This window comes from Enterococcus sp. HY326, assembly GCF_026157065.1.
Taxonomy (GTDB): domain Bacteria; phylum Bacillota; class Bacilli; order Lactobacillales; family Enterococcaceae; genus HY326.
The window spans coordinates 212221-225142 of record NZ_JANLGQ010000001.1 but is presented as its reverse complement, the minus strand read 5'-3'; the positions used below and the strand labels follow the sequence as shown (position 1 = coordinate 225142).

The following is a 12922-nucleotide window of genomic DNA, read 5'->3' as shown; positions in this document are numbered from 1 at the left end:
GGAAGTGGCTATTTTGGCAACAAGATTAAACGAATTTGATGAAAAAATTAAAGCGTTAGAGACAGAAAAACAAGCATACTTAGACGGCGAGGCGCAACGTGTCGGACATTATATGATGGAAAAATTGGCGGTAACTTCTTTTGATGACTTCTTAGAAGCTTATTTGAAAACCAGCAGCACGCCTACTGCATCAGTTGAACCAACTACAGCATCAACTGCAACGGACGAAGTTAGCGGCGTTGACTCAGAAAGTAGCGGTTTTCGCATGGGAGATATCTTAGGCGATTACAGCAATAACTAATAAACAGAGTTTAACTATTTGATGAACTCAAAAAATTTGTTGAAAAGCTTCTATAAAGGAGCTCGTTCAGCAGCTTAAAGCAAAATCAAGAAGACTCACCAGTTAAGTTTGTAACGACTGGTGAGTCTTTATATTTTTATAAGGAGGATCAGAAAATGAAGTTGGTTAAAAGCATTAATATTATGGAAAATAAGCGGGCGGTTGTGTGGTTGAATGTGGCGGCAATCGCCTTGGGAATCGTCTTTTTTGGAATTTTTGCCATATTAGCAGAACTTCTGCAGCCCACTGCAGGTAGTGAAGAAACTAGTTTAATCGGGCTGTTCTTGTTTGTTGTTGTAAGTTTTGTAGTAATTATTGTTCATGAGTTGATTCATGGGTTCTTTTTCAAAGTATTTAATCTGGAAGGAAAAGTCAAATTTGGCTTTAAAAATGGCATGGCCTATGCGACGAGTCCGAATTCCTATTATACAAAAACGCAATTTCTAATTATTATTTTGGCGCCTTTTGTAATCATTAGCTGCTGTCTTGTCCTACTCTATTCTTTAAACATTTTATCGGCTTCCTTTTTTGCTATAGTAGCTGCTGTTCATGCAGGCGGCTGCTCAGGTGATTTCTATTTTGCTTTGCTTTTACTCAAGAGCCCGCAAAATACTCTTGTGGAGGATACCGAGGTGGGGATTAACTTCTATCAAAAAGAAAATGTTTAGAGGTAAAACTAGAAAATAATTGGTCAGTCGTTCAAAAATTTCTAAAATTAAAAAGTAGTTGAAGGAGATTTATTGATAAATTATTTTCAAAATAATAAATAGTGATGAGGTTTTTGATTTAGCCAATCATCAAATAAAATTATGGAGCTATGCAAGAATGCGTAATAACATCAAGAAAAAGTTGACGATTTGCCCAAACTGATTAGTTTGCCAGCAAGCAAAATGAAGTTTTTAGTCCTGATAATTAACATTTCGTCAATTATCCTGTTCGTGTCAAATAACAGAAAGGGTTTTTATTTTCTAATCAAGCTGAGAGCTTCTATAATAGTAGGATACCAGACCTTTAGGAGGAAAAAACTATGACAAGCTTTACAAGAAGAAATCCCGAGGAAGACCATTTATTAACACCGGAAAACTCAGTTGTGTTGATTATTGATTATCAACCAGTGCAAGTGAACGCGGTCAATTCTATCAACCACCATGAGTTATTAAAAAATGCTGGGCTGTTGGCAAAATTTGCTAAGGCCTACGATGTGCCGATTATTTTATCGACTGTCAACGTGGCGACTGGTCGAGATGCAGACACAGTGGCACCCCTCAATGAAATCTTAAAAGATGAGGTTTCCTATGATCGGACCTCGATTAATGCGTGGGAGGATAAAGAATTTTATGAAGCCGTCAAAAACAGCGGCCGCAAAAAAATAATTATTGCCGCATTGTGGACCGAAGCTTGCTTGACCTTCCCAACCTTGGACGCCTTAAAAGAAGGCTATGAAGTCTATCCAGTTGTCGATGCCATTGGCGGCACGTCAACATTAGCCCACGAAGCAGCCTTACGCCGTGTCGAACAAGCAGGCGCTCAGCTTACTAGCTTATCCCAATTAGCTTGTGAATGGCAACGGGATTGGAACAGAGATGCAATAGTTCCTGATTTCATGAAACTAATGTTCGAAGGTGACTTTTTCTTTAGAATGTAAAAATTCGGACTTTTAACACGAAAAAATGAGTTGGAAGAATTTTTTAAACTAGTTTGAAATGACTTTATGGAATGCTTTTTTTAAAAGCAGATATCTAATTGGGTGAAAAACTAAAAGAAACATATTATGATTAGAAAAGAAAAGCTGTAATTTAAGCTCGGATGTTCTAATACTAATATGTTTTTTTTGTTTCATTTGATTATTTATCCTTTTTAATCATCACCTGAACTTTGTCAAAATAGCTGGCAACAATTAAACGATTGTCCAGCTCGTTAAAAGGGATGAAGTGCTCCACGGGTGGTAGTGGGAAATTTTCAAATTCAGTGATGTTTGTGGTGAATTGCTTAGTTGGCAGCTTTTTTTCTGCTAGCAATTTCCCTTGAAAAACTAAAAAGGCCTTAGTGGTGTCAGCATCTATCTCGTCGGCAATAATTCTAGGTTTAGGAGCTAAAATTTTGTGGAGAGTCAAAGCTTGTTTTTGAAATCTCCGCAAAATTTCTTTATCCTCTTCAAGACTTTTTGCCCATTCAAATGCTAATATTTCCAACGCCTTACTTTGCTGATAATTGATTTTCTCTAAAGCAGCACCGCCACCAAGCAATGTCTGTTTTATTTCATGATTTTTTAATTCGTGGGAAAGTTGTGGCAAAAGGGACTGTCTTTTTTGATGTAATTCTCTAGCTGCTGGTAGTCTCCAGCGGGAACTCGGTAAATCATACAGTTCAATCAGCACCCGAATTACCTCCGGCAGACGTTTATACTGGCTAAAAGGGCCATAAGCTTCAGCGGTTGGCTCCTTTGAAATAGTGAACTGCTGGTCAGTAAAAATCAAATAGCGGTAACGCTCAGCATAATTCATTAGGCGGTTATATGGCGGATGTAACTTGGCAATCAGTTGTTGCTCCAATAATAGCGCCTCTAATTCAGTATCGACAGTTTGGTAGCTAAAATCAGCGATGTGAAAAATCATCCGCTGATTTTTCTTCGACTGAGGAGTCGAGGGAATGAAATAGCTGATTACCCGTTTATTCAGTCGTTTCGCCTTGCCGATGTATAAAAGCTGGTCATGGCTGTCCACCATAAAGTAAACACCAGGTCTAGCCGGTAATTGTCGCGCTTTTTCTTTTAGATTCATGTGTGCACCTGATTTATAATTTAATAGTAAGTTGAGTCTAATGTATTTTGCATAAAATTTCTAGTGTCCAGAAGCGGAGAACTAGGGATGAATAAGCGTTAATTTTTTTGGTTTAACAACTAAATATGAGAAATTTTAGGAAGGTTCTCTTAAAAATTTACTCAATTTAAAGAAATAGCAAGACAGAGTAAAATAATATTGCTATAATAATAGTATTACGGTAATAAGGAGTTGATAATTATGGATAGGCTGACGAAGCGGGAGCGCCAAATTTTAGAAGTTTTTTGGCGAACGAATCAACCGCTTTCTATTGCGGACGTCATTGAGCAGGATCCGGATTTGAACAAAAATACGGTGGCGGCAGTTGTCAAAAAGCTTTTTGTCAATAACCTGTTGGAGATTGGTGGCATTGGCTACAACAAAACTGCGTTAACTCGCCAGTACCTGCCAACGATTAGCGAGGAACAATTTATCGCACAGGAAATGTCGCAAGATTCACTGTCAAAATTGGTTACCAATTTTATTGACACCACCAAGGACATGGAGTCACTGAATGAGTTAGAAAAACAAATTTTGGAAAGGAAAAAATTGATCAAGAAGGACCGAAATTAATATGGTGCTATCAGTTGCCTCCATTTTAACCTCATTAGGGTTTGTTCTGATTTTAACTCTGCTACTGTTCTATCTTTTATGGTCAAAGAAAAGTTTAAAGAAGATTCGTGCTGATTTTATTTTTACCCTCTTCTTAATGATTTTTCTGCGGCTGATGATTCCGATTGAATTTCCAACTGCCATAACAATCAAATCAACCTGGCTGTTTCCAACCATTTACAAGTGGCTTTTGTATGAAATAACTATTGGCAGTTTGACCGTTTCAATATTGACCATTTTTTGCAGTATTTGGGCGATTGGAGTTGTCATTCAGTTGGGCCGTTTACTGAGGGAGCATGTGAAATTAACAAAAAATGTCAATCGTCTGGAAACAGACAGTATTAGTTTTCAAGAGATCAATCAAACGATAAAAGAGAATATTGACCATCAGAAGATTAAGGTCTCTATCTCAAATGTTGTCTCTTCAGCAGTGACTGTAGGTGCCATTCATCCGCAAATTATTTTGGCAGATATTCCTGATTTAACCAAACAGGAAAAGAACTTTATTTTGGCCCATGAGCTGCAACACATCAAAAATAAAGATATTCTATTGAAATATCTTTTAGAGGTGCTTGTGGCCATCTATTGGTGGTTTCCGCCGATGTACCTGCTACGCAAGGGACTAAGTCTAGTTATCGAAATGCGAGTAGACTCGCAGGTCACTAAGAATCTTGGCGAAGATGATTATTTTGCTTACGTGGAGTCATTAGTGTCCGTCAATAAAAAAAGTTTAACCAAGCTTCAAAACTCTGCCATTAAGAAGCGCAATGTCGTACACTTCAGCTCTGAATCTAGTGCAATTTTGCGAAAGCGCGTCAGTTTTCTAATGGATGGCTTTGAAGTCCGTAAGACCAATCGAGCCATTTTGTTACTCCTAGTTATCTTGCCGATATTTTTTGTTAGCACGGTTTTTGAGCCTTATAGTGAGGATATAGCGAATATTGAGGGAACAGTTAAATTAGAAGATTTTTCCGATGGATATATTCTTCGAACGAGTGATAATAAGTATTATTTAATTCTTAATGGGAAGAACTTGGGAGAGGCTACTGATTTAAATCAGCCATTTGTAAAAGATTTGCCAATAATAAACGAAACGAGATGATCTTAGTGAAGAAAATGAAAATTTTGTTAGCAGCTTCTGTTCTTTTTAGTACATTGATTGTTGGTCCAAGCATAGCTATAGCATCCGAGCCATCGATAGAAGATTCTCAAATCTCAACCTTTAAGCCAATTATTGAATGGCGCTTCAAACTTATCAATGGTATCTTGCACAAACGTCAATATAATCATTCCAAACAACAGTGGCTAGGCGAGTGGGTCAGAGTTTAACAGTCCTGAAAGACATCCAAAACAAGTGGATGTCTTTTTCTATACCTTCTCCCAACCCAACAAGCAAGAAAATTCCCACCTCCACAAAAAATGACTTTGCTGAAAAACTAATTCAATGATAAAATATTTAATAATGTCTAAAATAAAAAAATATCGAACGAGCTAGTTTAGCATAATCAATTTTGGAGGAGGGATTCAATTTGAGAAAACGGAAGAATTTAAAGAAAAGTATGAGTATCTTTTTATCTGATTCAGTTTCTGGGCATCCAAAATTGATAATGTTATCCCAAGACTATCGTAAAAGAGCTACGAAAAATGATGTTGCAAAAGAGATAGAAGAACATCTGGAAAATAAGCAGATACATCTCAAGGAGAATACATTTGCTCTGTCACTTTTGAATGACAGTACACAATCTGCAATGACAGGTGAACAACGATTGCTCATTGAAACGGCTGGTGCTCAACTGGGGAAACCATATATTTTAGGTGCGAGTGGGCCTTTGGGGTTTGATTGTAGCGGTTTGGCGAAATATGTTTTTCAAGAAGCTACAAATATTAATTTGCCAATGGGAGTAGAGAACCAAAAAAAATTAGGTAGGTTCATTCCTTTAGAAGCTTTACAACCGGGAGACTTACTTTTTTTTGGACTAAATGAGCAAGTTAATCATGTGGGAATTTACATCGGTGATGAGTTAATGATTCATGCTACCGACATTAGACAGGTGGTGACTATGATTTCCCTTGAAGGTTTTACACCAAGCTTTGCCAAAAGGTTATTAATATATGAGACAACTGAAAATTAAAAGGATTTAAACAAGGTTAACTGAGTATGCAGAGTTATAAAAAATAGTCGTAAAATAAAATAGTAAGAATATCTTTTCCATCCACAAGCGAGTATTAAAAGTCGTTAATAAAAATTTCTTTAAGCCCAAAGCATAAAAGAGATTTTTGTTAGCGGCTTTTTTTCTTTTATAAAGCTTTGGTTTTTGTAAGCAAAATTTCAAACATCCATTGAAATTTATCGCATATGACTAGCTACTAATAGATTGTTTAACGAATAGCAGCTAAGAGTGGTCTTAAAAATCGAAATTGCAGATTGCAATCAATTATGTTTATGGAAATACTAAAATTGACCGGTATCATTTTTTTTTATGCGACTGATAAAAAAATATTTAAAAGATGTTCGTTCTTAATCCAATCGATAAATAATATAAATTGTTATAAAATTGACTTCCAGAACCAATGCTAAGCTTGGCCTTTTTTAAGATAACTTAAACAGAAGGGAACACATAAATCAACACACTAAACAATTCACAATTGCTGAGTTTTTTCAAGGATTCTGATTGTCACTTTATCAAAAATTGACAGGGTTCTGCTTCTATTTTATTCTCCATAAAAAAGCATAAAAATGAATTTATTGGTAGATAAAATGAGCTTTTTTATAAAAGCTAAAATTATATTTATAAATACGCACTTTGTATTTTTTATAAGCGCATTTAAAGGGAGGTGAAGGCATTTTTCTTAGCGTATCTGCCAATTTTTTATGATTATATGAATCAGAAAGGAAATCAAACTATGAAAGCAGTTTTGAACACGACAATGAATCGACGCATCTCTTTGCTAAATTTACTATTTACATCTTTTAAACGAGTAAGCTTAGATTCCTTATCCCGCCAACTAAATACCACAAATAAGACTATCATTAGTGACTTGGATTTTTTTCAGGAAAACTGGCCGGAAGTTTTAAAGATTGACCTTAATACGAAAACCGGGCTCCGTGTGATGGAAAATGGGAATCAAACTGTTCAGACAATTTATAGTGATATTCTAAAAAATTCGTTAGAGTTTCAATTGTTGGAGGGAGTCTTTTTCAAGCCCAATAAAAATTCAAAATACTGGGAAAATCATCTATTTGTCAGTAACTCTAGTCTATATCGTATGGGAGTGCGTCTAAGCCGCAAATTACGAGATTTTGGGATTATTCTAGAAAAAAATCCATTCAATTTGAAGGGGACAAATGAGGAACAATTGCGGATTTTTTTCCGGAATTATTTTATAGAAGCCTATGGTTTTCGAGAATGGCCTTTTCCTTTTGATCAGAGAACAATTTCAGGAATTCTCAAGACTTTAAACCATGAGTTGAAACTTAATTTGAACAATGTAGAACTATATGAGAGCTCTTTTACAGCCTGTGTTGCACTGATTCGTATACAACAGGGGAATTTCATCGAGTCAAAAAAATCTTTAAAAAAGATTGGTTTCCTTCAAACTAATCAGATATTGGATGAGTACCTCCTGCAACTACAAAATAAATTTGAAGCAGTTTCTACAGAAAACTTGCCGCTGGTTAAAAAGGATTTCTTATTGACGCTATTTTGGAAAGAGGTCAGTTGGGATAATCCAGCTGAAGAGGAACGTCTCCAGTTAGCTGCCGCTGATTTTATTGAACAAATTGTCAAAAAAGCAAATTTGACTATTGATGATTTAAGCCGTTATCGAATTAAAAATTTATTTATCTCAACGTATCTTAAGCATAAAATTTACCCGTATCCTCGTTACATATTTTATCAGCGAAATAACTTTTCTCGGCCAACCGTTGAAATGAATTATCACGATTTTTCTGAGTTGATTGAGCAGCTCATTTTAGCTATTGGGAAAAAGTACCACATACTAGATATATGCAATTATTATGATGATATTTTATGCAAAATTTTGATTTTTTGGGAAGGTCTGCCGGAGATGCTACAGCATAATCGTCAAGCTATTAAAGTAGGAATCTGCAGCAACCTCGGGCCAGCACATATTCAAGCATTGACAGATTATTTCTGGCAAATTTTCAATTCTAAAATAATAATCGTTCCTTTGAATAATGACTTTCACACATTAACAAAAGACAATCTTCCTGAGTGTGATTTGTTTGTCGCTAATTATTTGCTGCAAAATGTCCCGAAGGATCGCTTGATTGTGATGCGGGACATTCCGACTGTTCAAAATATTTCAACCCTTCGCATGGAGGTTGAAAAACGGCGGCATGCGTCAAAAAAGTCTAAGAAAAACTGGTACAAGGTGCTACCCTCGGCCTGAAGAAAGCTTGACTGCCATTTTTTTCAGCAATACAGGTTCAATGTTGATTGAATTTTAAACGGCTGGAGGGGTTGCAGATTGGGATACGATTTTTATTTGTTCCTTTTTTAAATGAGCACTCACTAAACAATGCAAAAAATTTGCATTCGAGAAGTTTTCTAGTAATTATAAGCAAACAAAAAAGTCTTTAGAACCCCGAATAAATAGGGTTTTAAAGACTTTTTTTGTTTCTGAAGGTTTCTATTTACGTCACAGGAGGGATTCGAACCCCCGACCGTCCGCTTAGAAGGCGGATGCTCTATCCGGCTGAGCTACTATGACATCAGCAGAAGTAAAGGCGTTTCAATTGTGAGCTGCTTTTACTTTAGCAACATCAATGATTTTACCAGAACTGCAGCAGTGTTTCAACATTTATTTTTAACAAAATAACACGGTGGTCACTGAATGATTTTTCTAAAGAAATTTTTGTTGAGGAGTTGGTGAAAGTCTTTTATTTTCAAAAAGAAATTGTTTCAGGAAAAAAGCCACTATTTTGATAAAAAATTTAGTACACTATTTATAGAGTGGTGTGAGGTGAAGGAGTATGGAAACACAACAGGTTTTATTGCGGCGGTTTAAAGAAACGGATTTAGAAGATTTTTATCAGTATGCGAAAATACCAGGCTTGGGAGAAGCTGCGGGTTGGCGCCATTTAGAAAATTTGGCTGAGGCGGCAGAAGATTTGCCAAGCTTGATTAATAATCCTTTTGCTTTTGCTCTTGGGGACAAAAAAACGGGTAGGGTGATTGGGCATTTGACAATCCATGATGAGTCGGCAGCCAATGATTCCAAGGAAAAAGAATTAGGTTTTGTGTTGCATCCAGATTATCGGCGGCGGGGAATTATTTTTGAAGCTGTGGCGGTTGTTTTGGCAGAATTATTCAATCGGAGGATAGAGAAAGTGTATGCCGGATTTTTTGAAGACAATGAGGCTTCCAAGGCTTTAATTAAAAAGCTGGGCTTCACTTTTTCTGGGACCAGCAGTTACACTTCGCCAACTTTACAGCAGACATTTCAAATGATTGATTACGTGATGACACGAGAAAAATATTTACAAACTATTCAGGAGGCAACTTATAAAAATGGAAACTAGTCAAGTTAGATTACGACCCTTTCAAGAAACAGATTTAGCTGATTTTTATGCTTATACAAAAATTTCGGGTCTAGGAGAGGCAGCCGGCTGGCGACATGCCGGCTCTTTGGCGGAGGCAGAAGCGATGCTGCAAAATTTGTTGAACAATCAGCAAACCTATGGGATTGAAGACAAGCAAACACTGCAGGTGATTGGGCATATCACGGTGCATGATGATTCTGAAGATCATGATCCACAAATTAAAGAACTAGGTTTTGTTTTACACCCGGATTTTCAACGGCGGGGAATTATGAAGTCTGTGGTAAGTCTTGTTCTGACAGACGTTTTTTCACAACAGGTAACAAAAGTTTACGCCTGTTGTTTTACAGAAAATCAAGCCTCACAAAACTTAATAGAAGGTTTGGGTTTTCAATTTGAACAAGCTGGCAGTTACAGCTCCCCTAGCTTGCAAAAAACTTTCAGCTCCAATGAATACTTTATGACAAAAGCCCATTGGGAGGACTTGCAGGTACTATATGAAAGGGCTGATTTTAAAATTAGCCCGCTGACGCAGGCTAATGCAGAGATGATTGCCAAGCAATGGCACTATCCAGCAGAGTATACTTTTTATGATTTAAGCGCTGATCCTGAAGATTATGAGGAGATGATGGATGCTAAGCAGCGGGGGGACAGCTATTATCAAGTAATCAAGGCAGGAGAATTGTTTGGTTATTTTGTTTTGGAACCAGCAGAAAATTCCGATGAAATTATTTTCGGTTTGGGCATGAGACCTGCTTTAACTGGTCAGGGATTAGGAAAAGAATTTTTTCAGTTGATTTTGGCTTTCATTCAAGAAAATTACTCTGTGAAGCGGGTCAACTTGGCCGTTGCTGAATTTAATACACGGGCCCAGAAGTTGTATCAAAATGTCGGTTTTGTCAAAACCGGCGAGTATTTACAAGCAACCAATGGTGGTCACTATCCATTTGTTACGATGCAGCTAGACCTTACCCTTTAGTTTTTCGAACAATCGTGGGATAATACAGCGATTAGGGGGCTTAAAAATGTACGAAACAGAAATTCAGCAGTGGCAAACTTGGAACACAGAACATTTAGGGGATGCCAGTCGCCGGAGTGCCATTTTAAAATTTTTATTAGAAGAAGTTCAAACGATGTTTGATGGTGACTTAGAAGGCCACTACTGGTCTGTTGACTGGGGCCAGCTAGATGAAAGTATCATCATCAAAGATGTTTTAGGTCAGCCTCTTGACCAGCTGACGCTGCCTGAGGGTTCCTTTGTAGCAGCCTTTGAAAAAAATCCCGCTTTTTTTATGCGGGACTTAGCAGATGCCATTAAGAAAATTGTTGCTAAACATTAAAGAGTCGTCGCTTCTTTTAGAAAAGTTTTCATATATTTTCATTGACGCTGAATTCTTTTTTTGATACTATTGTACTGTTGTAATTGTGGTCTCCACAGCTACAACCGCTCAGAACAAGTCTTAAGCACAAGCAATTGTCACTTGGGATGGCGAGTCTAAGTCTAATTTAAGGAGGTGCTGTTAAGCATGTACGCAATTATTAAAACTGGTGGCAAACAATTGAAAGTTGAAGTTGGTCAAGCCATCTACGTAGAAAAGTTAGCTGTTGAAGCTGGCGAAAAAGTTGTTTTTGATGAAGTGATTTTGGTCGGTGGTGACACTACTAAAGTTGGTGCGCCAACTGTAGCTGGTGCAACTGTTGAAGGAACTGTTGAAAAACACGGCAAACAAAAGAAAGTCGTAACTTTCAAATACAAACCTAAAAAACATTCTCACCGCAAACAAGGTCATCGTCAACCTTACACAAAAGTTGTTATCAACGCAATCAACGCTTAATAGCGATGAAGGAAGGCCCAGTAAATGATCAAGGGTACTTTTATGCGGAGTGATTCTGGTCGGATTCAAGCTTTTACTTTAACTGGTCATGCAGAGGCTGGTCCTTACGGTAGCGATATCGTTTGTTCTGCGGTATCTGCACTGGCAATCAGTGGAGTCAATGGCATTGATGCTTTGGCTGGATTTGCGCCGAAAATCGAAACCAACGATACAGAAGGTGGTTACCTTCATGTCGAAATGGTGGAGAATATTACGGCTGAACAAAGAAATATTGCTCAGATTTTATTGGAAAATCTGCTCTTAGGTCTTCAGGCAACTGAAGCTGAGTATCCAGATTTTGTCGAAATTATTACAACCAATCAATAGGAGGTGCAGACCATGTTATTAACAATGAACTTACAATTATTCGCCCACAAAAAAGGTGGCGGTTCTACATCTAACGGACGTGATTCAGAATCTAAACGTTTAGGTGCGAAACGTGCTGATGGCCAAACTGTTTCTGGTGGTTCAATCCTTTACCGTCAACGCGGTACAAGAATTTACCCTGGTGCTAACGTTGGTATCGGTGGCGACGACACATTATTTGCTAAAGTTGACGGCGTTGTGCGTTTCGAGCGCAAAGGCCGCGACAAAAAACAAGTGAGTGTCTATCCAGTAGCTCAATAATTTTTAAAATAGAGTTCTATCTCTTGCATGGCAAGGGATGGGGCTTTTTTTATTTATTCATTTTTCTTGCGGACTTAGCACACTGAAGCTTCCTAAATATTGTAGCTTTTTCATCAGAAATAAATTATTTTGCATTCGTCTAAAAATACAAGATTTACATTTTAAATTAATAAAAAGCTGTATAGAACTGTTGCTTAAAAAAATTCAAAACGCTTCCCGATAGAATCTACCTATGTCTGCAACTTTGCGGGAGCAATCTGATTTAATACTGTGCAATGGAAACCACAAAAATTAATTTTCTATTCTCGATTAGAGTGGAAAACTCCTGCTAAGACAACTAAAAATTTCTCGAAAAATAAATTTTTAATTATTTTTATTGACTGAATAATATTTATATGGAATAGTTAAATTAAAAAGGGGAGTGGGGAAATGGCAAATGCATACAAGGAGTATTGGAGAAATATGTTTAATATGGAGGGACGAGCGACAAGAAGTCAGTTTTGGTGGCCACAACTTGTAAATATTATTGTGGTTGTTGTTTATCTATTTGCCAGTGAACTTTTTTCATTTAGGTATTCGAGTTTTTTTTACATGGGGCTGTCGATTTTAATGTTTGCTATTTGGATTGCGAATTTTTCGATAAGAGCTAGAAGATTGCATGATCGAGACCATAGCAATTGGTGGCTTCTCCTGTATTTATTGCCAAGGATTGGGTCGCTGATTATCTTTATCCAGATGCTTTTACCCAGTGTGGAGGATACCAGATGGCCGGTCAATCAATCATTTTTTTAGTCAAATATTTATTGGGGCAAGCTTCCTAAGTTTTTGTGGACTTTCATGATTACCGAACTTGATGATTTTTTTCAAGTGTGTATTTTAGTTATGTCAAGAGCCACAATTTTCGACAGTTTTCAATAATTCAGTCGAAGTCTTTTGGAAATTAGCGGCGTAGGCTAGCGATTATTGAAAAAATGAAATTTTTCATAGTAATCACTGTTTAAGAACAATTAAAGTGAGTTTAAAAGGGGTTCAAGGATAAAGATTCTCATATCAACCTGCCAGTTTTCACGTTGAAGTGAAGACTGGC

16 protein-coding genes, 1 tRNA gene and 1 other annotated feature are annotated in these 12922 nt (G+C 37.0%); of the genes, 15 read left to right on the top strand and 2 right to left on the bottom strand.

The annotated features are described in order from the left end of the window. Window positions 1–13 precede the first annotated feature (13 nt). From ORH16_RS01105 to ORH16_RS01095, 3 genes are all read left to right on the top strand, one after another. Window positions 14–301 (top strand): hypothetical protein, encoded by a 288-nt coding sequence (locus ORH16_RS01105; protein WP_265455457.1) that lies wholly within the window; start codon window positions 14–16, stop codon window positions 299–301. A 155-nt stretch (window positions 302–456) separates the two neighbouring features. Further along, window positions 457–1008, top strand: a complete 552-nt coding sequence (locus tag ORH16_RS01100) for a DUF3267 domain-containing protein (RefSeq protein WP_265455455.1) — start codon at window positions 457–459, stop codon at window positions 1006–1008. Between the two features lie 359 nt (window positions 1009–1367). Beyond that, the gene (locus ORH16_RS01095; RefSeq protein WP_265455454.1) at window positions 1368–1985 is read left to right on the top strand and encodes a hydrolase; all 618 of its coding nucleotides are present in this window, start codon (window positions 1368–1370) and stop codon (window positions 1983–1985) included. A gap of 199 nt (window positions 1986–2184) precedes the next feature. Here ORH16_RS01095 and ORH16_RS01090 read toward each other — a convergent pair whose 3' ends face one another. Next, a complete protein-coding gene (locus ORH16_RS01090; protein ID WP_265455453.1) occupies window positions 2185–3120 on the bottom strand; it encodes a GIY-YIG nuclease family protein in 936 nt (311 codons plus the stop codon). Window positions 3121–3360: 240 nt separating this feature from the next. Here ORH16_RS01090 and ORH16_RS01085 point away from each other — a divergent pair, with 240 nt between their 5' ends. From ORH16_RS01085 to ORH16_RS01065, 5 genes are all read left to right on the top strand, one after another. After that, window positions 3361–3732, top strand: a complete 372-nt coding sequence (locus ORH16_RS01085; RefSeq protein ID WP_265455451.1) for a BlaI/MecI/CopY family transcriptional regulator — start codon at window positions 3361–3363, stop codon at window positions 3730–3732. 1 nt (window position 3733) lies between these two features. Further along, window positions 3734–4873 (top strand): M56 family metallopeptidase, encoded by a 1140-nt coding sequence (locus ORH16_RS01080; protein WP_265455449.1) that lies wholly within the window; start codon window positions 3734–3736, stop codon window positions 4871–4873. A gap of 5 nt (window positions 4874–4878) precedes the next feature. Further along, window positions 4879–5100, top strand: a complete 222-nt coding sequence (locus ORH16_RS01075; protein WP_265455447.1) for a hypothetical protein — start codon at window positions 4879–4881, stop codon at window positions 5098–5100. A 200-nt stretch (window positions 5101–5300) separates the two neighbouring features. Beyond that, window positions 5301–5903: a C40 family peptidase gene (locus tag ORH16_RS01070; RefSeq protein WP_265455446.1), complete on the top strand. Its 603-nt coding sequence runs from the start codon at window positions 5301–5303 to the stop codon at window positions 5901–5903. Between the two features lie 772 nt (window positions 5904–6675). Then, window positions 6676–8184 carry a helix-turn-helix domain-containing protein gene (locus tag ORH16_RS01065; protein WP_265455444.1) on the top strand — a complete coding sequence of 503 codons (1509 nt, stop codon included), beginning with the start codon at window positions 6676–6678 and terminating at the stop codon, window positions 8182–8184. A gap of 247 nt (window positions 8185–8431) precedes the next feature. Here ORH16_RS01065 and ORH16_RS01060 read toward each other — a convergent pair. Then, window positions 8432–8505: transfer RNA gene (locus tag ORH16_RS01060), tRNA-Arg, on the bottom strand. 262 nt (window positions 8506–8767) lie between these two features. Here ORH16_RS01060 and ORH16_RS01055 point away from each other — a divergent pair. The 7 genes from ORH16_RS01055 to ORH16_RS01025 all read left to right on the top strand — a co-directional run bounded on the left by ORH16_RS01055 (window position 8768) and on the right by ORH16_RS01025 (window position 12627). After that, complete coding sequence (locus tag ORH16_RS01055; RefSeq protein ID WP_265455442.1) at window positions 8768–9316, top strand: GNAT family N-acetyltransferase; 549 nt, start codon at window positions 8768–8770, stop codon at window positions 9314–9316. Continuing rightward, complete coding sequence (locus ORH16_RS01050) at window positions 9306–10313, top strand: GNAT family N-acetyltransferase (RefSeq protein ID WP_265455440.1); 1008 nt, start codon at window positions 9306–9308, stop codon at window positions 10311–10313. Before ORH16_RS01055 ends, ORH16_RS01050 begins: the two co-directional genes overlap by 11 nt. 46 nt (window positions 10314–10359) lie before the next feature. After that, complete coding sequence (locus ORH16_RS01045; protein WP_265455439.1) at window positions 10360–10674, top strand: hypothetical protein; 315 nt, start codon at window positions 10360–10362, stop codon at window positions 10672–10674. Window positions 10675–10766: 92 nt separating this feature from the next. Continuing rightward, window positions 10767–10841 (top strand) — a sequence feature (ribosomal protein L21 leader region). Window positions 10842–10860: 19 nt separating this feature from the next. Beyond that, a complete protein-coding gene (gene rplU / locus ORH16_RS01040) occupies window positions 10861–11169 on the top strand; it encodes a 50S ribosomal protein L21 (protein WP_265455437.1) in 309 nt (102 codons plus the stop codon). A gap of 24 nt (window positions 11170–11193) precedes the next feature. Next, window positions 11194–11535 carry a ribosomal-processing cysteine protease Prp gene (locus tag ORH16_RS01035; RefSeq protein WP_265455435.1) on the top strand — a complete coding sequence of 114 codons (342 nt, stop codon included), beginning with the start codon at window positions 11194–11196 and terminating at the stop codon, window positions 11533–11535. A gap of 12 nt (window positions 11536–11547) precedes the next feature. After that, window positions 11548–11835 carry a 50S ribosomal protein L27 gene (rpmA, locus tag ORH16_RS01030; RefSeq protein WP_265456646.1) on the top strand — a complete coding sequence of 96 codons (288 nt, stop codon included), beginning with the start codon at window positions 11548–11550 and terminating at the stop codon, window positions 11833–11835. A 429-nt stretch (window positions 11836–12264) separates the two neighbouring features. After that, complete coding sequence (locus ORH16_RS01025; protein ID WP_265455433.1) at window positions 12265–12627, top strand: DUF805 domain-containing protein; 363 nt, start codon at window positions 12265–12267, stop codon at window positions 12625–12627. The last annotated feature ends 295 nt before the right edge of the window (window positions 12628–12922 follow it).

Bases quoted from the DNA above. Each gene is read 5' to 3' on its own strand.
- ORH16_RS01100 (WP_265455455.1), top strand. From the start codon at position 457: ATGAAGTTGGTTAAAAGCATTAATATTATGGAAAATAAGCGGGCGGTT.
- ORH16_RS01065 (WP_265455444.1), top strand. From the start codon at position 6,676: ATGAAAGCAGTTTTGAACACGACAATGAATCGACGCATCTCTTTGCTA.
- ORH16_RS01095 (WP_265455454.1), top strand. From the start codon at position 1,368: ATGACAAGCTTTACAAGAAGAAATCCCGAGGAAGACCATTTATTAACA.
- rplU (WP_265455437.1), top strand. From the start codon at position 10,861: ATGTACGCAATTATTAAAACTGGTGGCAAACAATTGAAAGTTGAAGTT.
- ORH16_RS01080 (WP_265455449.1), top strand. From the start codon at position 3,734: ATGGTGCTATCAGTTGCCTCCATTTTAACCTCATTAGGGTTTGTTCTG.
- ORH16_RS01035 (WP_265455435.1), top strand. From the start codon at position 11,194: ATGATCAAGGGTACTTTTATGCGGAGTGATTCTGGTCGGATTCAAGCT.
- ORH16_RS01025 (WP_265455433.1), top strand. From the start codon at position 12,265: ATGGCAAATGCATACAAGGAGTATTGGAGAAATATGTTTAATATGGAG.
- ORH16_RS01055 (WP_265455442.1), top strand. From the start codon at position 8,768: ATGGAAACACAACAGGTTTTATTGCGGCGGTTTAAAGAAACGGATTTA.
- rpmA (WP_265456646.1), top strand. From the start codon at position 11,548: ATGTTATTAACAATGAACTTACAATTATTCGCCCACAAAAAAGGTGGC.
- ORH16_RS01050 (WP_265455440.1), top strand. From the start codon at position 9,306: ATGGAAACTAGTCAAGTTAGATTACGACCCTTTCAAGAAACAGATTTA.
- ORH16_RS01090 (WP_265455453.1), bottom strand. From the start codon at position 3,120: ATGAATCTAAAAGAAAAAGCGCGACAATTACCGGCTAGACCTGGTGTT.
- ORH16_RS01085 (WP_265455451.1), top strand. From the start codon at position 3,361: ATGGATAGGCTGACGAAGCGGGAGCGCCAAATTTTAGAAGTTTTTTGG.
- ORH16_RS01045 (WP_265455439.1), top strand. From the start codon at position 10,360: ATGTACGAAACAGAAATTCAGCAGTGGCAAACTTGGAACACAGAACAT.